Consider the following 19,955-nt stretch of genomic DNA (forward strand, 5'->3'; position numbering starts at 1 on the left):
TCGACGACTGCCAGGACGGACCAGCAATTCTGGCGTGGAGCCACGCTGCGATGGTTCTCCGCGCCCGGTCTGAGACTCGCGCTCGGCACCGGGACCACCGCCCTGGTGACGGCGCCGCGCGACCCCACTAGCCTGGGAACCGTGAACTCACCTATCGACGCCACGACCACGTCCGCCTGGGCCGAGCTCGACGCCCACAAGCACGCCTTCGCCCCTGACCTGCGCGGCTGGTTCGCCGAGGATCCGGGCCGGGTCGAGCGCATGAGCCTGCAGCTGGGCGATCTTCACGTGGACCTGTCGAAGAACCTCGTGACCGACGAGATCCTCGCGAGCCTCGTCAAGCTCGCGCAGGAGACGGGCGTCCTCGATCGCTACCAGGCCATGCTCGCCGGTGAGCACATCAACACCACCGAGGACCGCGCCGTGCTCCACACCGCGCTGCGCCGCCCGGCCGATGCGGCGCCGGACCTGGTGGTGGACGGCCAGAACGTGGACCAGGACGTCCAGGAGGTGCTGGGACGCCTGAACGAATTCGCGGACGGCGTCCGCTCCGGCGAGTGGACCGGCGTGACCGGCAAGCGCGTCGAGACGATCGTCAACATCGGCATCGGCGGCTCGGACCTGGGCCCCGTGATGGTCTACGAGGCCCTCGAGCTCTACGCGAACGCGGGCATCAGCGCTCGGTTCGTGTCCAACATCGACCCCACCGACATGGCGCAGAAGGTCAAGGGCCTGGACCCGGAGACCACGCTGTTCATCGTCGCCTCCAAGACCTTCACCACGCTCGAGACGCTCACCAATGCGCGGCTGGCACGCGCGTGGCTGTGGACCACGCTGGCCGAGGCCGGGGTGGACCTCTCCGACGAGGACAAGAAGGCCGATGCCGTGGCGCATCACTTCGTGGCGGTCTCCACCGCGCTGGACAAGGTCGAGGAGTTCGGCATCGACCCGGCCAACGCGTTCGGCTTCTGGGACTGGGTGGGCGGCCGCTACAGCGTCGACAGCGCCATCGGCCTGTCGCTCGCGATCGCGCTCGGCCCGGACGTGTTCGGCGAGCTGCTCGAGGGCTTCCACACCGTGGACCGCCACGTCGCGGAGACTCCTGTAGAGCAGAACGTGCCCGTCCTCATGGGCCTGCTGAACGTCTGGTACGTCAACTTCCTGGGCTCTCAGTCGCACGCCGTGCTGCCCTACGCCCAGCAGCTCCACCGCTTCGCCGCGTATCTGCAGCAGCTCACCATGGAGTCCAACGGCAAGTCGGTGCGCTGGGACGGCAGCCCGGTCACCACGGATACCGGGGAGATCTTCTGGGGCGAGCCCGGCACGAACGGCCAGCACGCGTTCTACCAGCTCATCCACCAGGGCACCCGCCTGATCCCGGCGGACTTCATCGCCGTGGTGAACCCCGCGTACCCGCTCACGGACGGGGAGCAGGACGTCCACAGCCTGTTCCTCGCCAACTTCCTGGCGCAGACCAAGGCGCTGGCCTTCGGCAAGACCGCCCAGGAGGTCGAGGCGGAGGGCACCAAGGGCGCGCTCGTGGCGGCTCGCACGTTCGCGGGCAATCGCCCCACGACGTCGATCTTCGCCCCGGCGCTCACCCCGGCCGTGCTCGGTCAGCTCATCGCGCTCTACGAGCACATCACCTTCACCCAGGGCGTGATCTGGGGCATCAACAGCTTCGACCAGTGGGGCGTGGAGCTGGGCAAGAAGCTCGCCCTCGAGATCGCTCCGGCGATCGAAGGGGACGATGCGGCACTCGCCTCGCAGGACGCCTCGACCCAGGCGCTCATCGCGTACTACCGCGAGCACCGCGCGTAGCTCGGCACCGGCCGTGGAATCAGACGGCCGATGCACGGGTTGAGTCGAGCAAGGCCGTCACCGGCCGTCACTCGACGCTGAGGAGAGTCTCGTGGACACTGCGCTTGCCAAGCTGCGACCGTTCAACCTGATCGCGGGGCTCCTTCACCTGGCGTCCTTGGTCGCGATCCTGGTGCTCGCCAACGACGCCTCGCTTCCCGTTCGAGCGACCTACCTGAACGGCCCGCCTGGATCGGACGCGTTCGGCGAACCGGTCACGCTGTTCTCGATCAGCATCGCCTACGCCGTCGCGGGGTTCCTGCTGCTGTCCGCGTTCTTCCACTTCCTGATCATCTCGCCGCGCGTGTTCCCGCGGTACACCGCGGGGCTTCGCGAGAACCGCAATACGTTCCGGTGGGTCGAGTACTCGCTGTCCTCGTCCATCATGATCGTGCTGATACTCCAGCTCAATGGGATCGCGGACTACGCGGCGCTGGCCGCGCTGTTCACGGTGAACGCCAGCATGATCCTGTTCGGCTGGCTCCAGGAGCGCTACGCGACGCCGGGCGATGGGGATCTGCTGCCGTTCATCTTCGGCAGCATGGTGGGGATCGTCCCGTGGATCATCATCGTGATCAACCTGATCGGTCCCGGCAACACCAGCGATGCGAGCATCCCCGGCTTCGTGTGGGGCATCGTCGTGTCCCTGTTCGTGTTCTTCAACTGCTTCGCGGTGGTGCAGTGGCTGCAATACCGCGCCCGGGGAAGGTGGGCGGACTACCTGCGCGGCGAGCGCGTCTACATCGCCCTGAGCCTGATCGCGAAGACGGCGCTGGCGTGGCAGGTGTTCTCCGGGTCGCTCGCCGCCTGAACGTCGCCCCTGCCTTGCGGCCACGTTGATGGCCCCTCTAGTCTCCGATCATGGCCGGCCGCACCAGCGTGGTGGTGGCGGCGACGCTCGCAGCGCTCGTCGCCGGCTGCGCTGCGCAGGAGGACGGAGTCGCCTCCCTCACCACCGATGATCTCGAGATCGTCGTCGACGGCTTCGGGGATCAGACGACTCTGATGAGCGGACGGCTCCAGGTGCAGTCCAGTGGCTGCGTCGCGGTGCTGATCGATGGGACCGCCCGGCTCCCGTTCTGGCCGTCGGGAACCACGGAGATGAACGTCTCGGTGGACCCGGACGTGTACGAGGTTCGCCTCCCAGGCGGGACGGTGCTGCAGGCCGACGGCTCTGGCGGGGACCACTTCACCGCGCAGATGACCGTGCACGAGGACCAGGAGGTGCCGATGGCCACGGCGGATGGCACCGACTACGAGAAGATCGCGATCATCGCATCCTTCTGCGACCTCGAGGGCCCTGCGGTGCTCATCCCCGATGCTGGCACGGTGACGGTCGCGCCGTAGCGGCAAGCCGGATCAGCGGCGCGGCAGGCCGGACGCGAGGTAGCCGTCGATCACGGGGCCGATCTGGTCGAGAAGCTCGTCGCGTGGGATGGTCGCCATGAGCGGTATCTCGACCACGTAGCGCATCAGCGCCACGCCCAGCAGATGACCGCCGGCCAACCCGAGGCCGCGCAGAGCGGGGTCGCCGGTGTCCGGCTCGTCGAGCGCGGCCCCACCGATCACGTGGCGCATGAACTCGGGTGCGCGGCGCGATGGGAGGGCGGAGCGCACGAGGGCCCGCAGCATCGGCCCGCTCGAGGGATCCTCCCACAGCGAGAAGTACGCGTCTGCGAGGCGGCGGCCCTGGCCGGGCGAACCGTCCATGAACGCCGCCCGCAGCCGGGTGACCGTGGGCGTGCGATCCAGGACGGTCTCGACGAACAGCCCTTCCTTGTCGCCGAAGTAGTGCCGAATCATGCCGGGATCCGTGCCGGCCCGAGCAGCGATGGCGCGCATCGACGCACCGTCGTAGCCATGCTCGGCGAACAGCGCCAACGCCGCGTCCAGGAGGTCCTCGCGGGTGCGCGCGTCGCCGCCGCGCCGCCCGCGGGGCGGCTGTCCGGCCTCAGAGTCCTGTGCCATTCCAGAGACTCTAGCGCCAGCGGTTGCCTATTTCCACAGGCGTGGAGTTTAATGGAGGAACACCGCCAATCGAAACGGAGAGGCCCGCCTCATGACCGCTGATTCCCCTGTGATCGACGTCCACGGGCTGGTCAAGTCCTACGGTTCCTTCACGGCGCTCGACGGCCTCGACCTGACCGTCACGCGAGGAGAGGTGCACGGCTTCCTGGGCCCCAACGGCGCGGGCAAGTCCACGACCATCCGCGTGCTGCTGGGACTGCTGCGGGCCGATGCGGGGCACGTCAGGCTGCTGGGCGGGGACCCATGGAAGGACGTGGTCGAGCTGCACCGCCGCCTCGCGTACGTTCCGGGCGACGTGTCGCTGTGGCCGAGCATGACTGGCGGCGAGGCCATCGATCTGCTGGGGAGCCTGCGCGGCAGCCTGGACGAGCAGCGGCGCGAGGAGCTCACCGAGCGCTTCGAGCTCGACACCACCAAGCGCGGCCGCCAGTACTCCAAGGGCAACAAGCAGAAGGTCGCGCTCGTGGCCGCGCTGGCATCCGATGCCGAGCTGCTGATCCTGGACGAGCCCACCTCAGGGCTTGACCCCCTCATGGAGCAGGTGTTCCAGCAGTGCATCGACGAGGCCAAGCGGCGTGGCACCACCGTGCTGCTCAGCAGCCACATCATGTCCGAGGTCGAGAACCTCACGGACCGTCTCAGCATCATCCGTGACGGCGTGATCGTACGAACCGGCACGCTCGACGACCTGCGCACCGACACCCGCACCTCCATCCGGGTCAGGCTCGAGCGCCTGCCCGACCCGGGCTCGGACCTGTCGCCGCTGCACGACGTGTCGACCGAGGGCCACGACCTCACGGCCACCGTCGAGCCGGACCAGGCGGGAGCGGCGATGACGCTGCTCGCCGGCTACGGGATGTCGAACCTCACCGCCGAGCCACCCAGTCTCGAGAGCCTGTTCCTCCAGCTCTACGCCGAGGTCAAGCGATGACGGCGACCGCCGCATCGGCCGTCCGGACTCGACGGCGCCGCTCAGGCGCCGCCACCGGCACGCGCCTGCTGCTGCCCGTCTCGCTCCACCACAACGGCCGCCTGATCGCGCCGTGGATCCTCATCGTCAGCGCGCTGTCGGCATCGTCGGTGCTGGTCTACCCATGGGTGTTCCCGGACCAGGAGGACCGCGAGGGCCTCCAGCAGGCGGTCGACGCGAACCCTGCGATCGGGTTGATCTTTGGCCCTCCCGGCGACCTGCTGACAGCGGACGGCTTCAACGCGTGGCGCGCGCTCGCGCTGGGCGGCTTCCTCGCGGCCATGGGTGCGGTCCTCACCGTGACGCGGGCCACGCGCGGTCAGGAGGACTCTGGGCAGGCGGAGCTGCTGGCGTCCGGCGTGCTCGGCCGCTCCGCGCGACTGATGACGGGCGTCGCGATGTCGCTCCTGGGCTCCCTCGTGCTGGGCGTGGTCGCGGCGCTGCTGACGATCCTGTGCGGTGGCGGCACCGAGCCGTCGCTGCTCCTCGCGGCCACCTTCACCGTGACCGGCTGGATGTTCGCCGCGCTCGCGGCCGTCACCGCGCAGATCGGCGCCGATGCGCGCACGTCCAACGCGATCGCTGTCGCCACGTTGGGATCGCTCTTCATCCTGCGCGGCTTCGCGTACTCGGTCGAGGCACCGTCGTGGACCATCTGGATCAACCCCCTGGGCTGGATGCAGGAGACCGCGCCCTCCGGTGACAACCTGTGGTGGCCCCTGGCGCTGGGGATCGCGCTGACCGCGGTGCTCCTTGCGGTGGCGTTCGCGCTCGAGAACCGTCGAGACTTCGGCCAAGGCCTGGTGGAGCCGCGGCCCGGGCCTGCCCGCGGCAAGGTCCGCCGCCCGTGGGGGCTCGCCTGGCGGCTCAGCCGCGGCTCGGCGCTGACGTGGGCCATCGCCTTCGTGCTGCTGGGGGCCGTGTTCGGCTACTTCGCGACGTCCATCGTCGACCTGATCGACCCCACCAGTCCCATGGCAGTGGCGCTGGCGGGAGGCGCCGCGTCGGCTGAGGCGCTGGTCGCCGCCTTCGTCGTGATGATCCTCTCGATGATCGGCATCTTCGCCGCGATACCCAGCGTCCAGGTGATGCTGCGGGTGCGCTCCGAGGAGGTCGAGGATCGCGTCGAGCCCGTCATGGCGACGGCTGTCGCACGCCCGCGGTACTACGCCGCGAACGTGGCGCTCGCGTTCGCGCTCCCGGTGCTCTACATGGCCGTTGCCGGCACCGTCGTGGCCGCGCTCGCCTCAAGCTCGGACCTGGGCGTGGACTTTGGCGAGGTGCTCGCTCAAGCGCTCGTCATGGTGCCGGCCACCTGGACCATCGTCGCGGTGTCCGTGTTCGTGGTGGGCGCGAGGCCCCATGTCGCCGTGGCGGCGTGGGCGGGTGTCGCGGCGTCCTTGGTCCTGACCCTGTTGGGCCCCTCATTCGGGCTCGCGGACTGGGTGCTGGGCATCAGCCCCCTCTGGCACGTCCCCGACGTGCTGCTGCCCGATCCAGACTGGACCGGCCTGATGTTGGTGTCGCTGTTCACGCTGGCGTTCACCGTGATCGGGTTCGTGGGCTTCCGTCGCCGGGACCTCGCGGTGTAGGACCGCGTCGTTGCGGCGCTGCAACTGAGGACCTCAAACCGTACACAGTTTGGCGACACCGGCCATCTGCGTACGCTTTGCGGCGCCCAGTTGCCGCCAGCCCGCGTCAGCCGTCGACCAGGCGCATGTGCGCCTCGCCGTAGCGGTCGCCCGCGACACCGACGGCGGCGGCGAGCCCGTCGAGCGCCGCGATGTCGTCCGCGGACAGTGCGACGGCGGTCGCCGCCGCGTTCTCGTCCACCCGCTCCAGCCGTCGCGTTCCGGGGATGGGCACAATCCAGGGCTGCTGAGCCAGCAGCCACGCCAGGGCCACCTGACCGGGAGAGGCGCCCTGCGCATCGGCGATGCCGCGCACGCGCGCGACGAGCGCCTCGTTCGCCGCTCGGTTGTCCTCGCTGAAACGCGGGATCGTCGAGCGGATGTCACCCTCGGTGAAGTCCGTGGAGGCATTCACGGTGCCCGTGAGGAATCCCTTGCCGAGCGGGCTGAACGGCACGAAGCCTATGCCGAGCTCCGCGAGCGTGGGCAGCACCTCCGCCTCGGGGTCCCGCGTCCATAGCGAGTACTCGCTCTGCACCGCAGAGACGGGATGCACGGCGTGCGCCGCGCGGATGGTCGCGGCGGACGGCTCGGACAGCCCGAAATGCGCGACCTTCCCCGCGGTGACGAGCTCCGCGACTGCGCCAGCGACGTCCTCGATGGGCACGTTCGCATCCACGCGGTGCTGGTAGAACAGGTCGATGCGCTCGGTGCGGAGTCGGGCCAGCGACTCATCAGCGACGCGTCGTATCTGCTCCGGACGGCTGTCGAGGCCCCCCTCGCCGCCGGCGATGTCGAAGCCGAACTTGGTCGCGATCACCACCGAGTCCTGCAGCGGCTCGAGGGCCTCTCCCACCAACTCCTCGTTCACGTACGGGCCGTAGACCTCGGCGGTATCGAAGAACGTGACACCGCGCTCAGCGGCGCCGCGCAGCACAGCGATCATGTCCTCGCGCGATCCCGGGTTGGGCCCGTAGGACTGCGACATGCCCATGGCTCCGAGGCCGATCGCGGACACCGTCAGGCCTTGGCCGAGCGTGCGCTGATGCATGGCAGTCCTCCTCGAGAGAGTTCAACGCCCACGCTACGCGTGTATCTGCTTCAAACCCGATCGAACGTGTTGGGGTTGGGACCCTGACGGCCGTCCTCGCCCTTGTCGAGGGCGTCGATGCGCTGCATCTGCTCGTCCGTCAGTTCGAAGTCGAAGACCGCGAGGTTCTCGGTCATGCGGTCCCGGTGCATCGACTTGGGGAACACGATGTCTCCGCGCTGAATGTGCCAGCGCAGCGTCACCTGCGACGCCTCGCGCTCGACTTCGGCAGCGATCCCCTGCAGCACCTCGTCCTTCAAGGCCTCGCCCTTGGCGAGAGGGCCCCACGCCTCCACGGCGATCGCGTGCTCGTGCGAGGCGGCGCGCGCGGCGTCGTTGCGGAAGAACGGGTGCGCCTCGATCTGGTTGACCACGGGAGTCACGCCCGAGTCGTCGATGATGCGCTGGAGGTGATCGGGCTCGAAGTTCGACACTCCCGCGGACGTGAGGCGTCCGTCCTCGAGCAGCTCCAGCATCGCCTTCCACGTGGACTCGAAGTCGCCGTCGAACTGCGTGGGCACCGGCCAGTGGATGAGGAACAGGTCCAGGCGGTCCAGGCGCAGCTTCTCGAGGGTCTCGTCGAAGGAGCGCAGCACGTCGTCGCGACGGTGCATCGAGTTGGTGAGCTTGGACGTCACGTAGACCTCGTCGCGGGCGATGCCCGAGTTGGCGATCGCCTCACCCACCTCAGCCTCGTTCTGATAGCCCTGGGCGGTGTCGATGTGGCGGAAGCCCACCTCGAGCGCGGTGCTCACGGTCTCGACCGCGCTCTCCGGCGGCACCTGGAAGGTGCCGAATCCGAGCTGCGGGATGGACGTGCCGTCGTTGAGCGTGACTGTAGGGATCATGGTGTGGCCAACCATCGGCACGGCCGGAGCATTCCGGCCGATGCGCGCCCTCAGCTGCCGCGGTAGGTCGAGTACGCGAAGGGGCTGAGGAGCAGCGGCACGTGATAGTGCTCGCCCCCGGCGACCTCGAACGTGATGGTCACCTCGGGATAGAACGTGGGCACCTCCCGAGTCGAGAAGTACATGCCCGTGTCGAAGCGCACCTGGTAGATGCCGTTGTCCAGGGCGTCGGGGCCGAGGTCGCCGATGCGCCCATCGGCATCCGTCACGCCGGACGCGAGGGGCTCCCAGCCCTCTCCCCCGCGCTTGGCGAGGGCGACGGAGACGCCCGCGGCGGGACTCCCGCTCACGGCGTCCAGCACGTGTGTGGTCACGAAGCTCATGCGTCCTCCCAGATCTGCTCGAGTCGGATGGCGGCGATCTGCCGCAGCTGGTCCGCGACCTCATCGGTCTCGACACCGGGGTCGTTGAGAAGCCGTCGATTCAGCTCCTCGAGGATCTCGCGCCGGTCCCGGCCGGCGGCGCGTATCAGGAACACGCGCCCGAACTGCGCCTCGTAGCGCTCGTTGCCCTCGCGCAGCGCCTCCGTAGTCTGCGCGTCGGCGTCGGCGTCGCCTTGCTCGGCCCGGGAGTACCGGGCCTCCGCGCTGTCGCCCTGCGCACGTTCGCCGATGCGCGGGTGTGCCGCGAGCGCCTCGTCGATCTCCGGCTCGCTCAACGGCGTGGCGGCCTCCATGGCGGCCGCGAGCAGTGCATCGGCCGTCTCGAAATCCCTGCCCGCCAGTGCATCGGCCCAGCGCTCGACGCGCAGGCACTCCAGCAGGCGTTCCTTGTCGAACCTCATTCGCCCATCGTAGGCGGGACGTCACTTCGCGCACACGGGCGCGCTACTGTCCGTCCGCGAAGCCCTTGCGCGTCATCTCGCCCCATACAGCACGCTCGCCACGAATCGACGCGACCAGACCACGGATGCGCCAGATCGCGTGGATGGGCCGGAACCAGAACGGCTCGAACACTGCGGCCAGCGCGAGGCGCAGGGTGTCCGAGACTCGTTGGTAGCGACCGAAAGCGATGACCTCGACCAGCAGCGCTGCAAGCGACACTGCTATCGACAGCAGGAACGAGACCGCGACGAACAGGAGGAACAGCCACGGATCGACCCACCCCACGGCGACGCCCAGCACTGCGGTGGACAGGCCGAGCAGCTCGACCACGGGACCCCACAGCTCGAAGAGCAGGAAGTACGGCATGGTGACCACGCCCAGGCGTCCGTAGCGCGGGCGGCCAATCATGTCGCGGTGCTGGGACAGCATCTGTCCCAGACCATGCGACCAGCGACGGCGCTGCCGCGCGAGCACCTTCGCGGTCGAGGGGGTCTCCGACCAGCACACCGGCTCCGCGACGAACACCACCCGGTAGTCCTCGCGTCGCCGTCGGTGTGCGCGATGCACGGCGACCACAAGCTCCGCGTCCTCGGCCAGCGACTCCTCGTCGAGGCCGCCCACCTCCGCCATCACCTCGCGCCGGAAGATGCCGAACGCTCCGGAGATGATCATCAGACCGTTGGATGCGGACCATCCGGAGCGTCCCACGAGGAAGGCCCGCAGGTACTCGAGCACCTGGGTGCGCTCAAGCCACGTCCGCGGCACGCGTGCGTCGGTGACGCGGCCGCGCTCGACCTTCGAGCCGTTGGAGGGCAGCACCACGCCGCCCGCGGCCACCACGGATGGATCGTCGACGAACGGCTGCGCCACGCGGAGCAGTGCGTCCGGCTCGAGGATCGAATCGCCGTCGATCATGCACACCAATGGCTGGGTGCTGCGACGGAACGCGGCGTTGATCGCATCGGACCGGCGACCCACGGACGTCTTCGACAGCACCTTCAGGCCGGGAGCCTTGCGGGAGGCATACGTCTTGAGCACCCTGCCCACCTGACCGACGCGGGGTTCCGTGACGGGAAGCTCCGCCTCGTACAGGTCGAAGGCCTCGTGCAGGCGCTCGACCGTGGCGTCCTTCGAGCCGTCGTCGACCACGATGATCTCGACGTGCGGGTAGTGCGCCTCGACCAGCGAGGTCACCGACGCCACGATGCCGGCCTCTTCGTTGTGCGCAGGAATCAGCACAGAGATACCCGGTGCCAACGGGTTCGAGAAGGTGAGGGCGTGCGCCTGCTCGTCCTCCCACCGCTGCTGCCGTCCCACGTGGAAGGCCGCGCGGACGATCACGGAGCCGAAGATCAGGTGATGGATCAGGTAGTAGAAGATCGCCACCGTTGTGACCACCGTGAAGATGGTGTGCAGCACGTTCATGGTTCGAGCCTCACGCCGTGCATGTCCGCGTAGATGCCGTGGAGAGCGATGCGAGCCCACGGCTGGACGTCCTCGCGCTCCAGCGAGCGAGCGATGGCATCCGTGGAGCGCGGGTCGCCGAGGCGCTGGAGCGCGGTCGCGGCGCTCACGACCACAGGCGAGTCACCGGCGACGAGCAGCCTCTCGATGCGCACGCGCGCGTCGGTCAGGTGCAGGAATCCCGCGACCTCCGCTGCCATGGCCGCGATCGCGGGGTTGTCTGAGTCCCATGCGAGGCCCAGGCCTCGAGCGGAACGCGGAGCCGTGTGGATGATCGACATGGCGGCGACGGAGACGGGCAGCGGACGCGTGCCTGACTGGGCGGCGCGCACCAGGAACGGCACCGCAGTGCTGATGCCGCACTGGCCGAGCGCCCGCGCGGCCGCGGCGCGCACGCGCGCGTCGCGATCCTCAAGCAGTTCCAGCAACGGGCCCGTCTCGCGATCGCACAGCGCCGCCACGAACAGCCGGGTCCCACGCGCCCTGCGGATGGCGAAGCTGGATCGCATCATCTCCACCGCTCGCTGCCGGTACCCATGACTCTGCAGCCAGTTCGCGAGGGCCGCACGATCAGCGCCGCGGAGCTTGCTGGACAGGCGCATCGCGGTATCAGCGACGGCGCGCTGACGCAGCGGACCCCGTGGAGCCTGCTCTTCACCGTCGGCGAGCACGCCGAACAGGAAGGTGCGCGCCCATTGGTCCCGGCCGTGGCGCGACGCCGCCACGAGCCATCCGACGGCGCGAATCGACACTGCCGCCACGATCATCGCCACGACCAGCACCACCGAGCCGGCGAGAAGGATCGCCGCGACTGCTTCGAAGCCCGTGGCGGCGAACTCAGGCACTGAGAAGGCGCTCCACTCTGACCACCAGCTCTCGCGTCGAGAACGGCTTCTGGATGTACTCGTCGACTCCCACGCCGTAGGCACGCTCGAGGTCGATCTCCTGAGCCTTGGCCGTCAGCATGAGCACAGGGATCTCCGCGAGCTCGGGGTCCGCACGCATGGCCTCGCACACCTCGATGCCATTCATGCGAGGCATCATCCAATCGAGGATGACGAGCTCGGGCTTGACGGATCGCACCGCAGCCAGCCCGGCCTGCCCGTCGGTCTCGACCTCGACGTCGTGGCCCGAGGACCGCAGCTTGTGGGACACCAGCAGGGAGATGTCCGGGTCATCCTCGATCACGATCACCTTCGCCACGACATGCTCCTTCACTGCTGTGACGCACCGTGCGAGTGCGCCGTCGCAAGTTGCGACGTGGTCAAGCCTAAACTGAAGGCCGACGCAACACGGGAGGCAGGACGCATGGCCGCGGTGACTCGGCAGGGGCGACGATGGCTGATCGAGCGCTACCTCGTCATGGTGTCGGTGACCTTCCTGCTCGGTGTGGGCGCCGTCGAGCTCGCTGCTCGCGGCGAGAGCACGTCCGCATGGTGGCCAGCGGCAGGGGCCGCGGCGATCACCCTGATGCTGATCCCGCGGTCATGGCGGCTGCCTGGCGCTGCGGGAATCGTGCTGTTCACGTGTCTGTCCAACGTGGTCGCCGGCCGCGCGTGGGACCTCTCGATCGCCTTCGGTTTCGTCAACGCGCTCGAGGCTCTCACCGTGGTGTGGCTGCTGACGCGCTCGGGCCCGCCGCCGCGACTTCTGGCGGTGCGCGACGTGTCGACGCTGCTGCTCGCCGCGGCTGGCGGCGCTGCGGTGGCGGGCGTGACGGCGGCCACCGCCGTCACGGTGTTCGCCGGGGACGAGTTCCTCGGAACGGCGATGTCGGTGTTCGCCAGCCACGTCTCCGCACTGCTCAGCATCCTCCCCATCGCCTTGGCCTGGCGCCCGGATATCCGTTCGCACGGGTCGTCGTATCGGTGGCTCCAACCAGTGGTGCTGGGCTTCGCGGTGCTCGTGGTGTTCGCGCCAGCGAACCAGCTGCCCATCACCTTTCTGATCTTTCCCGTCCTGATGTGGGGCGCGTTCGTGCTGTCGACGCGCGCGCTCGCGGTGGAGCTGGTGTTGATGGCCACGGCCGTCACCACACTCACCATGTTCGGCGGTGGCCCGTTCGCGCTGGACCAATGGGGTGAGCTCGAGCGTCGGGTGGTGGTGCAGGGCTATCTGCTCACCTTCGTCATCTTTGCGATCTACGTGTCTGCCGCGCGAGTCGAGCAGCTCATCAGCTCGGAGCGCGTGAGGCGTCGTGAGGAGCTGCTCCAGCGCGGCATCACAGGTGCGCCCATCGGCATGCTCATGCTCCAGGAGTCGCAGGACGGAGAGGTTGTCGCGCTGCAGAGCAACGGACGTGCGCAGGCGTCGCTGGGCATCGCCTTGCGCGGGCCGCTCGAGGATCCGTCCGGTCGCAATGGGCCCCTCACCCGCGAGGAGGAGGCGACCCAGGCGGTCCTGGTCGCCGTGCGCGCCGCCGCGAAGGCCGGCACGCATGAGGCCCATCCCTTTGAGGCGCGGGTGGGCGACCGCGTGCTCGCGCTCACAGTCGCGCGCATCGACGACGAGGCGGACAGCACGCTGATCACGGTCCATGTGGACGATGTGACGGTGAGGCGAAGCGCGGAGAGGGCCGTGCGCAAGGCGCTGCGTGACGAGCGGGAGACGGCGATCGCGCTCAGGGCCGCCGACCGTCAGCGGGAGGAGTTCGTCGCCGCGGTCAGCCACGAGTTGCGCACCCCGATCACCAGCATTCTCGGGTTCGTCGAGGTGCTGCTGGACGACTCCGATCCTGATCCTGAGAGCCGCGAGCATCTCGAGATCATCGAACGCAACGCGGTGCGCTTGCGCGTGCTGGTCGAGGACATCCTTGCCCTGACCGCTCAGTCCAAGGCGCGCTCGACGGCATGCAACCTGGGTGCGGTCGCGGCGGATGCGGTGACGGACCTGCACCGTACCGCGCGCGATCACGGCGTCGATCTCCGCCTGAGCGACACCCCGGCGGTGTTCGTCATGGGCGTGCGCGCGGACCTGGAGCGCATCGTCATCAACCTGCTGAGCAACGCCGTCAAGTTCACTCCCAGCGGCGGCTCCGTCACGGTGGAGATCGACGTGAACGCGGATCCTGTGGTGCTGAGGATCATCGACACCGGCCCGGGAATCCCGCCCGATCAGCTCTCCAGGGTGTTCGGACGGTTCGAGCGTGGCGAGTACGCGAAGGCGAACCAAGTGGCAGGCGTGGGTCTGGGGCTGTCGATGGTCAAAGAGTTGGCGGACCGCAACGGATTCTCCGTCACCCTCGAGTCGGACGGCGTCTCCGGCACCACGGCGGTGGTCGAGCTCCCGCGGACCACCGCTCCCGAGTTCACCACCTAGGGTGGCGGTCATGGATGTGACGGGAGTGGTGCTGGCCGCCGGAGAAGGTGCCCGCGCCGGGGGTCCCAAGGCGCTGCGTCGCGCTCCCGATGACGAGCCGTGGCTGGTGATCGCCTGCCGTGCGCTGCACGACGCGGGGTGCCGCGAGGTGATCGTGGTGCTGGGCGCACAGGCCGAGGCGGCGGCGCAGCTGCTGCCCCGCGGCGCGATCGCCGTGGTCGCCACGGACTGGCACCGAGGGCAGTCCGCATCGCTCAAGGTGGGGTTGGGCGCCGCTGCGACGTCAAGCGCCGATGCGGTGCTGCTGACCCTCGTGGACCTTCCCGGTCAGACCGCGGAGGCCGGGAAGAGGGTGATCGCTGCGAGCGCGGAAGACGGCCGCGAGGCTCTCGCTCGCGCGCACTACGACGGCGAGCCAGGCCATCCCGTGCTCATCGGTCGTGACCACTGGGGCGAACTGGCTGAATCCGTGAGCGGCGACCAGGGGGCGCGCGAATACTTGCGCCAGCACCTCACGCTCGAGGTCGACTGCTCGGACCTGGGCGGCGGGGCGGATCAGGACGACTGACGCGCCTCGCGCCGTCAGTCCTGGGGCGCGCGGACCTGCAGGGCGCTGGGCTGGATGCTGAACTCGACCCGCGAGGTCTCCCCCACGTCCTCGCCGTCGAGCTCGAGCATGCGGGGCTTGCCGAAGTCGACGCTGACCGACGTGACGCGCCGGTGCGCGACGGACTCGCTGCTCTCGGCGCCATCGGTGGCTCCCACCAGACGCTTGAGCCCGTTGTCCCACATCATGGAGCGCATGGTGTCGAGCCATCCGGCGACGCCGTCCGCGCTCAGCACCAGCAGGTCGAGCTCGCCGTCCGCCGGGTCCGCGTCAGGCAGCAGCGTGACGCCTCCGGTGAGGATCCCGCAGTTGCCCACGATGAGGGTGTGCGCGTCCTCGTTGGTGGCCTCCTCGCCGTCGACCTCGAGGGTCATGGAGATCACGTCGCTCGCGGAGACCGCACGTCCCAGGGACTCGACGTAGGCGAGCCAGCCCACCTTGTCCTTGAGGTCCTCGTCCGTCTCCGTGATCATGTTCGCGTCCACGCCCACGCCGGCCATGACGGTGAAGGCGAGCCGGCTGGGACCGTCGCCGCAGTCGGCCTGCGTCCATGCCAGGTCGATGGTGCGGGGCGCATTCTCGATGGCGGCGGTGAGCGCCTTGTCGATGCTGCCCAACGGGATGCCGAGGTTGCGGGCCAGCAGGTTGCCGGTGCCCAGGGGGATGATCCCCAGCTGGGTGTCGGTGTCCGCATCGGCCAGGCACTCCGCGACGGCGCGCACGGTCCCGTCGCCTCCCGCGGAGATCACCAGGTCGCACCCGGCTTCGAGGGCATCCTGCGTCATTCCGTGACCGGGATCCTCGACGGAGGTCTCGAACCACGAGACCTCGATCTGGGGGCGCTCCTCGAGCAGCGCGGTGAGCGGCTCCTCGATGTCGTCCCTGCTGGTCTTGGACGGATTGAGGACGATGCCGATGTGCCGGGGTGTGTTCACCTGCTCAGGATAGGCGCGCATGCGCCCGGAGGGTGCTCGAGCGCGTCACGCGTCGATCGTGCCGGTCACCGCCACGTGGGTGAGGCCGCCGATCCACAGCTCGCCGTCGCTCCCCGAGACGGTCACGCGGCCCTGCCGATCGAGCATCGTGCCCTGCCTCGCGACGTATGGCGCGGCAAGGCGCCCCGATTCAGTGAGCCACTGCGCGAGCGAGGCGTTGAAGCTGCCCGTGATGGGGTCCTCCCGCAGCGGTCCGTCGGTGTCGTTGAAGAAGGTGCGGACCTCGACGTCGGCGACGCCCGGATCGGCGTCGGCGTGAAGGCCTGCGACGCCCACCATGACGAGCCCTGGCTGAGGCGAGAGATCCGGGTCCAGGGCGAGCACCGCATCGGCGTCCTTCAGCAGCAGCCCCACCCAGCCTGGACCGTTGTCCGCCCACGCCGCGTCGAGCACCTCCGCTGGAGCGATGCGCAGCAGACGGCAGGCCTTCTCGAGATCCTCTGAGGAGACTGCGCCGGAGCGGATCCGCGGCGGGGCCGCGAACGCGAGCTGCTCCCCACTGACCCGAATAGGCACAAGGCCCGCGCCGCACTCCTGAATCACCACCCCCTCGCTGTGCGGCTGGCCTCCGGCGTCGAGCCATGCGCGGGCCGTGCCCAGCGTGGGGTGGCCGGCGAACGGCAGCTCGTTGGTGAGGGAGAAGATGCGGACGCGGTAGTCCGCATCCGGCTCGGTGGGCTCGAGCACGAAGGTGCACTCGGAGAGGTTGGTCCACGCGGAGATGCGCGCCATCTGCTCAGTGGAGAGGCCATCCGCGCCGAGGACGACCGCGACGGGGTTGCCGGTGTAGGGGTCCGCGCCGAACACGTCGACCTGGCGAAACTGAAGTGCGGTCATGCCTCGACGCTAGTGCGCGGACCCGGGTCCAGAGCAGGCAGCAGTGGCACCCGTACGATGCGAAGCATGGGTATTCGGTTGGAGAACGTGGGAATCGCCGTGCGGGATCTTGATGCCGCGGTCAACTTCTTCACGGACCTAGGGCTCACCCTCGTGGGCCAGGACGAGGTCAGCGGCGAGTGGGCCTCGACCGCCGTGGGCCTGGACGGCAATCACGCCACGATCGCGATGCTCCAGACCCCGGACGGCCACGGCCAGATCGAACTCTTCGAGTACATCCACCCTGACGCGATCGAGACCGAGCCCACGCAGCCGAACGAGATCGGCATGCACCGCGTGGCGTTCTCGGTAGACGACATCGACGCGTCGCTCGCGATCGCCGCCCGGCATGGGTGCCACCCGCTGCGCGGAGTCGCGACCTACGAGGAGCTCTACAAGCTCACCTATGTGCGCGGGCCCAGCGGGATCATCGTGATGCTTGCGCAAGACCTTCGGAAGCGCTGACTGCGCCGCTGCCGCGCGAGAGTGAACCGAGGCTCCCAATGGAATAACTCGTCAAGCCGTCCCTGGTGACTGCTACGACAGCGCCGCCGGTGTCGACGATTCTGAAGCGTGGCTGAACGACTGCCGATCAGCCGCGGATGGTGCAGGCACTCTGTTGAGCGCACCCCGCGACGGTGATACATTTGTGGCACACGCAAGTGAGGGCATCTGGCAAGACCACCCCCGGTTCGCGACCGGAATGCTCACAGAAACGGGAGACCCAGGTTCAATTCCTGGCGGTTGGAGGACCGTAGCTCAGTGCTAGAGCGCCGTGTTTCCTAAGCGAGGGGCCAGCCGCAAGGCGGGCCCCTCGCCCTTTTTCTGTTGGGACTAACGAGACGACACGATCTCGGCGATCTCTTCAGCGGTTACCTCGAGCGGGGCGTAGTACATCGACACAAAGCCGCGAAGCTTTCGCTGTCTCTGAGCCTCGTTCGCGCCCTTGGGCGCATGGGGTCCGTCGAACCAGTCGGCCTCAATAATCCGTAGCCACTCATCTCGCGGCAGCGTGTGCCTGAGTCCGTCGTTCACTTGTTCGGAAAGGCGTTTCGAAACGGCTAGGGCCGCAATCAAATGGCTGAAGCCGAGTTCCACCCTGTCACCGATGGCGTATGTGCGGATCTTTGTGCTAGTAAGCTTGAGCCAGAGTCTCTTTGAGTCCTCCGTGATCAACGCGCAATCGTCCTCGAACTCACGGTCAGCAAATCCGCCTTGGTGGATGTGTTTGTTGCGTGAGTTGCGCACATAGTTGAATACCTGTTTCGAGTCCATCGCCAGGTAGCCGCCTGCAAGCGAGTCGAAATGATCGTGCATTGATTTTGCGTTGAAGTTTCCCTTCGGGTGTTTGCGTTTGGGCGCCACCGCTTTGAGCGAGTCAACGGATTGGCGCATCATGTCTTCGTGCACCGCAAGAACTCCCGGAACGGCCAGTTGGGCTAGTAGCTCATCGCTATTGGAGAGGATCCGCTTGGCCTCCTGGGGTGTCATGTTGAATCGCCTGACGTGCTTGATCTCTGGGAAGAGCTCGCCCAGAGTGTGCGAGGATCCATCGGTAAGTTCAAGCAGTTTCGAAGAGATGTGGGCGCCCACCAAGAGCCCCATCACTGTGTCGTTGATCCTTATTCGTGTCTCACGTACATCGCGAAACCCCGGATAGTGGATTACTCCCATGCGCCGAGACTAGCGCGGCGACATCTCCGCTTCACTCTTCACAGGATCACACCTTGGGATTTCTGAGGCGCGCTCAACTCGCAAACACACGTCGCACCGATCGGGACCGCTGGGAGCTGCTCGCGGATCGTGGAGCGCCGTCAAGCCCGCGAGTTGTCGATCCACCCCGTCAGCGCTTGCAAACAGGGGCCTTGCCAGTTCGCCCCCGCGCGCGTGTCAGACCGGCGGTCTAGCGCGCCACTACAGAACCGATTTACGGCCCTCAGGGGAGAGTTGTCGCTTGGTTGGACGACGACGGAGAAACGTGCCGTGACCTCGCCGGCAAAGTGAACGCGTAGCTTTTTGGCGACTGCGTCATACTCGCTAAGGGGACAGCATGTAGGTCACTTCGTGAGCGGGAGCTTCCGCGATGCACGCGGCGCTGTGGTCGGGTTCCTTGCCGGCGCGAGCGGTGAGCCCCCGAAGCCAGCGCGTCCTGCGCGTGCTGCTCGCCCGGCACGCCCCGTACGGTGCGCCCGCATCGCACGCCCCGCGAGGTCGACGTCCTGGTCGGCGCTCAACTTCGATGCCTACGTGTCGGGCGCGTGGTGACAGACAATCCATGGTGTGATGCTCGCCGAGTCTCTCGCCGGCTAGTGGCTGGCGGCGGGCGTCCGCCCGAAGTCCGTCCCAATGGCCCTGTGCCAAATTGCAGTCGTGAATGCCCCGCGCCTGTTGGCTCCACTAGTAGGCTCCGTGACAGGAAAAGCCTTGCTATGGAGAAAGGGTCTACGCGTGATCGTCTTCTATGCGGATGAATGTGGCGATCACTCGATGGCCACCGCGCCTGAGTCGCCCGGGGCGCTGAAGAGCGGAGTGAGCCCGTACTTCGTATTTGCGACGGTTGGGATCAGAGATTCATCTCGCTCCACGCTTGCTAACGAGCTCGTAGAGGTCAAGGCAAAGCACTTCGGCGAGGACGTTCTCGATCTAGCTTGGGGCGACAGTGAGATCAAGGGACGCTATCTCTACCGAGCGAGCCGGAGTGTGGCAAACGGCAAGATTCTCAGCAAACCCGCTGCTTTCGGCCGGCTTGACTCGCCGGAGAAGGTGTCCGCGCTTGTTCACGATCTCGGGTTGATCTTCTCGAAGTATCGGCCGCTCATATTCGCTGTAACCGTCGACAAGGTGGAGATTCTGAAGCAGGGGCAAGACCATCAGCGCAGTCCGCTGGGTGTCGCGTATGCATACATTCATCAGCGAATCGCGCTTGGCCTTGAGCGACTCTACGCTGGCGACTCCGCCATCATCGTCGCGGATCAGCAGGCGGACCACGAGCGCTTCTTTCGATCAGGCGAGATGAATCGAGTCCGCGACGACCTCTCCCAACACCTCTATGTCAGGCCCAACTTTGACCTTGTGCTGGACAAGCCACTGTGGGTGGACACCGACCTGAGCTCTTGGGACCGGGAAATCATTCAACTCGCAGATATCGTTGCGTACACAGCGACGGAGACGATGAAGCGTGGGTCTGCACCTGACGAACTCTGCTTCCTCTGGAAGCAGATACTCCCGTGCTTCGCAATCCACTGGAGCTCTGGCGAGGTTATCGGAGGAGGGCTCTCCTACTACCCGAAGAAGGCGCGGACTCCGCGGATATGAGAAACCGGCGCAATCGCAAGGCCCACCGGATTCCAGAAGGCCGAGCGTACGCCGGCCAGAACATGGTAC

At 67.7% G+C, this 19,955-nt stretch carries 21 protein-coding genes; 10 read left to right on the forward strand and 11 right to left on the reverse strand.

The window, feature by feature from the left end; translation table 11 throughout:
• The first annotated feature begins 141 nt into the window (after positions 1 to 141).
• From pgi to Dac01nite_RS10040, 3 genes are all read left to right on the forward strand, one after another.
• A complete protein-coding gene (pgi, locus tag Dac01nite_RS10030) occupies positions 142 to 1,821 on the forward strand; it encodes a glucose-6-phosphate isomerase (RefSeq protein WP_203656534.1) in 1,680 nt (559 codons plus the stop codon).
• A 91-nt stretch (positions 1,822 to 1,912) separates the two neighbouring features.
• Entirely contained in the window at positions 1,913 to 2,671 is a 759-nt protein-coding gene (gene heR / locus Dac01nite_RS10035; protein ID WP_203656535.1) for a heliorhodopsin HeR, read from the forward strand.
• Positions 2,672 to 2,721: 50 nt separating this feature from the next.
• Positions 2,722 to 3,207 carry a hypothetical protein gene (locus Dac01nite_RS10040; protein WP_203656537.1) on the forward strand — a complete coding sequence of 162 codons (486 nt, stop codon included), beginning with the start codon at positions 2,722 to 2,724 and terminating at the stop codon, positions 3,205 to 3,207.
• 12 nt (positions 3,208 to 3,219) lie between these two features.
• Here Dac01nite_RS10040 and Dac01nite_RS10045 read toward each other — a convergent pair whose 3' ends face one another.
• Entirely contained in the window at positions 3,220 to 3,828 is a 609-nt protein-coding gene (locus Dac01nite_RS10045; protein WP_203656539.1) for a TetR/AcrR family transcriptional regulator, read from the reverse strand.
• Positions 3,829 to 3,919: 91 nt separating this feature from the next.
• Here Dac01nite_RS10045 and Dac01nite_RS10050 point away from each other — a divergent pair, with 91 nt between their 5' ends.
• Both Dac01nite_RS10050 and Dac01nite_RS10055 read left to right on the forward strand, forming a co-directional pair.
• Complete coding sequence (locus Dac01nite_RS10050; RefSeq protein WP_203656541.1) at positions 3,920 to 4,819, forward strand: ABC transporter ATP-binding protein; 900 nt, start codon at positions 3,920 to 3,922, stop codon at positions 4,817 to 4,819.
• Entirely contained in the window at positions 4,816 to 6,450 is a 1,635-nt protein-coding gene (locus Dac01nite_RS10055; protein WP_203656543.1) for an ABC transporter permease, read from the forward strand. The genes Dac01nite_RS10050 and Dac01nite_RS10055 overlap by 4 nt, the downstream gene beginning before the upstream one ends.
• A gap of 106 nt (positions 6,451 to 6,556) precedes the next feature.
• Here Dac01nite_RS10055 and Dac01nite_RS10060 read toward each other — a convergent pair whose 3' ends face one another.
• The 7 genes from Dac01nite_RS10060 to Dac01nite_RS10090 are packed head-to-tail and all read right to left on the reverse strand — an operon-like array spanning position 6,557 to position 11,978.
• Positions 6,557 to 7,540, reverse strand: a complete 984-nt coding sequence (locus Dac01nite_RS10060; RefSeq protein ID WP_203656544.1) for an aldo/keto reductase — start codon at positions 7,538 to 7,540, stop codon at positions 6,557 to 6,559.
• 50 nt (positions 7,541 to 7,590) lie between these two features.
• On the reverse strand, positions 7,591 to 8,427 hold the full coding sequence (locus Dac01nite_RS10065; protein ID WP_239066610.1) for an aldo/keto reductase: 837 nt from the start codon (positions 8,425 to 8,427) through the stop codon (positions 7,591 to 7,593).
• A 50-nt stretch (positions 8,428 to 8,477) separates the two neighbouring features.
• Entirely contained in the window at positions 8,478 to 8,810 is a 333-nt protein-coding gene (uraH, locus tag Dac01nite_RS10070; protein WP_203656547.1) for a hydroxyisourate hydrolase, read from the reverse strand.
• The gene (gene uraD, locus Dac01nite_RS10075) at positions 8,807 to 9,271 is read right to left on the reverse strand and encodes a 2-oxo-4-hydroxy-4-carboxy-5-ureidoimidazoline decarboxylase (protein WP_203656548.1); all 465 of its coding nucleotides are present in this window, start codon (positions 9,269 to 9,271) and stop codon (positions 8,807 to 8,809) included. The genes uraH and uraD overlap by 4 nt, the downstream gene beginning before the upstream one ends.
• Before the next feature lie 43 nt (positions 9,272 to 9,314).
• The gene (locus tag Dac01nite_RS10080; protein ID WP_203656549.1) at positions 9,315 to 10,736 is read right to left on the reverse strand and encodes a glycosyltransferase family 2 protein; all 1,422 of its coding nucleotides are present in this window, start codon (positions 10,734 to 10,736) and stop codon (positions 9,315 to 9,317) included.
• Positions 10,733 to 11,620, reverse strand: a complete 888-nt coding sequence (locus tag Dac01nite_RS10085; protein WP_203656550.1) for a HEAT repeat domain-containing protein — start codon at positions 11,618 to 11,620, stop codon at positions 10,733 to 10,735. The genes Dac01nite_RS10080 and Dac01nite_RS10085 overlap by 4 nt, the downstream gene beginning before the upstream one ends.
• Complete coding sequence (locus Dac01nite_RS10090) at positions 11,613 to 11,978, reverse strand: response regulator transcription factor (protein ID WP_239066611.1); 366 nt, start codon at positions 11,976 to 11,978, stop codon at positions 11,613 to 11,615. The genes Dac01nite_RS10085 and Dac01nite_RS10090 overlap by 8 nt, the downstream gene beginning before the upstream one ends.
• 105 nt (positions 11,979 to 12,083) lie before the next feature.
• On the opposite strand from Dac01nite_RS10090, the gene Dac01nite_RS10095 reads away from it, so the two are divergent.
• Positions 12,084 to 14,093, forward strand: a complete 2,010-nt coding sequence (locus tag Dac01nite_RS10095; RefSeq protein WP_203656552.1) for a sensor histidine kinase — start codon at positions 12,084 to 12,086, stop codon at positions 14,091 to 14,093.
• A gap of 10 nt (positions 14,094 to 14,103) precedes the next feature.
• Positions 14,104 to 14,661 carry a nucleotidyltransferase family protein gene (locus Dac01nite_RS10100; RefSeq protein WP_203656554.1) on the forward strand — a complete coding sequence of 186 codons (558 nt, stop codon included), beginning with the start codon at positions 14,104 to 14,106 and terminating at the stop codon, positions 14,659 to 14,661.
• 14 nt (positions 14,662 to 14,675) lie between these two features.
• Here Dac01nite_RS10100 and Dac01nite_RS10105 read toward each other — a convergent pair whose 3' ends face one another.
• A complete protein-coding gene (locus Dac01nite_RS10105; RefSeq protein WP_239066612.1) occupies positions 14,676 to 15,635 on the reverse strand; it encodes a diacylglycerol/lipid kinase family protein in 960 nt (319 codons plus the stop codon).
• A gap of 45 nt (positions 15,636 to 15,680) precedes the next feature.
• Positions 15,681 to 16,532, reverse strand: a complete 852-nt coding sequence (locus tag Dac01nite_RS10110) for a PhzF family phenazine biosynthesis protein (RefSeq protein WP_203656558.1) — start codon at positions 16,530 to 16,532, stop codon at positions 15,681 to 15,683.
• Between the two features lie 66 nt (positions 16,533 to 16,598).
• Here Dac01nite_RS10110 and Dac01nite_RS10115 point away from each other — a divergent pair, with 66 nt between their 5' ends.
• Complete coding sequence (locus tag Dac01nite_RS10115; protein ID WP_203656560.1) at positions 16,599 to 17,036, forward strand: VOC family protein; 438 nt, start codon at positions 16,599 to 16,601, stop codon at positions 17,034 to 17,036.
• A 369-nt stretch (positions 17,037 to 17,405) separates the two neighbouring features.
• Here Dac01nite_RS10115 and Dac01nite_RS10120 read toward each other — a convergent pair whose 3' ends face one another.
• Positions 17,406 to 18,245 (reverse strand): hypothetical protein, encoded by an 840-nt coding sequence (locus tag Dac01nite_RS10120; RefSeq protein WP_203656562.1) that lies wholly within the window; start codon positions 18,243 to 18,245, stop codon positions 17,406 to 17,408.
• Between the two features lie 342 nt (positions 18,246 to 18,587).
• Between Dac01nite_RS10120 and Dac01nite_RS12230 the strand changes: the two genes are divergently transcribed.
• Entirely contained in the window at positions 18,588 to 18,836 is a 249-nt protein-coding gene (locus Dac01nite_RS12230) for a 4-fold beta flower protein (protein WP_373307245.1), read from the forward strand.
• A gap of 183 nt (positions 18,837 to 19,019) precedes the next feature.
• On the forward strand, positions 19,020 to 19,886 hold the full coding sequence (locus Dac01nite_RS10125) for a DUF3800 domain-containing protein (protein ID WP_203656564.1): 867 nt from the start codon (positions 19,020 to 19,022) through the stop codon (positions 19,884 to 19,886).
• Positions 19,887 to 19,955: the final 69 nt, after the last annotated feature.

Origin of the sequence: Demequina activiva (genome assembly GCF_016862815.1) — a bacterium.
GTDB classification, from domain to species: Bacteria; Actinomycetota; Actinomycetes; order Actinomycetales; family Demequinaceae; genus Demequina; species Demequina activiva.

Bases quoted from the DNA above. Each gene is read 5' to 3' on its own strand.
- Dac01nite_RS10095 (WP_203656552.1), top strand. From the start codon at position 12,084: ATGGCCGCGGTGACTCGGCAGGGGCGACGATGGCTGATCGAGCGCTAC.
- Dac01nite_RS10065 (WP_239066610.1), bottom strand. From the start codon at position 8,427: ATGATCCCTACAGTCACGCTCAACGACGGCACGTCCATCCCGCAGCTC.
- Dac01nite_RS10080 (WP_203656549.1), bottom strand. From the start codon at position 10,736: ATGAACGTGCTGCACACCATCTTCACGGTGGTCACAACGGTGGCGATC.
- uraH (WP_203656547.1), bottom strand. From the start codon at position 8,810: ATGAGCTTCGTGACCACACACGTGCTGGACGCCGTGAGCGGGAGTCCC.
- Dac01nite_RS10060 (WP_203656544.1), bottom strand. From the start codon at position 7,540: ATGCATCAGCGCACGCTCGGCCAAGGCCTGACGGTGTCCGCGATCGGC.
- Dac01nite_RS10045 (WP_203656539.1), bottom strand. From the start codon at position 3,828: ATGGCACAGGACTCTGAGGCCGGACAGCCGCCCCGCGGGCGGCGCGGC.
- Dac01nite_RS10120 (WP_203656562.1), bottom strand. From the start codon at position 18,245: ATGGGAGTAATCCACTATCCGGGGTTTCGCGATGTACGTGAGACACGA.
- Dac01nite_RS10115 (WP_203656560.1), top strand. From the start codon at position 16,599: ATGGGTATTCGGTTGGAGAACGTGGGAATCGCCGTGCGGGATCTTGAT.
- Dac01nite_RS10055 (WP_203656543.1), top strand. From the start codon at position 4,816: ATGACGGCGACCGCCGCATCGGCCGTCCGGACTCGACGGCGCCGCTCA.
- Dac01nite_RS10040 (WP_203656537.1), top strand. From the start codon at position 2,722: ATGGCCGGCCGCACCAGCGTGGTGGTGGCGGCGACGCTCGCAGCGCTC.
- Dac01nite_RS10050 (WP_203656541.1), top strand. From the start codon at position 3,920: ATGACCGCTGATTCCCCTGTGATCGACGTCCACGGGCTGGTCAAGTCC.
- uraD (WP_203656548.1), bottom strand. From the start codon at position 9,271: ATGAGGTTCGACAAGGAACGCCTGCTGGAGTGCCTGCGCGTCGAGCGC.
- Dac01nite_RS10110 (WP_203656558.1), bottom strand. From the start codon at position 16,532: ATGACCGCACTTCAGTTTCGCCAGGTCGACGTGTTCGGCGCGGACCCC.
- Dac01nite_RS10100 (WP_203656554.1), top strand. From the start codon at position 14,104: ATGGATGTGACGGGAGTGGTGCTGGCCGCCGGAGAAGGTGCCCGCGCC.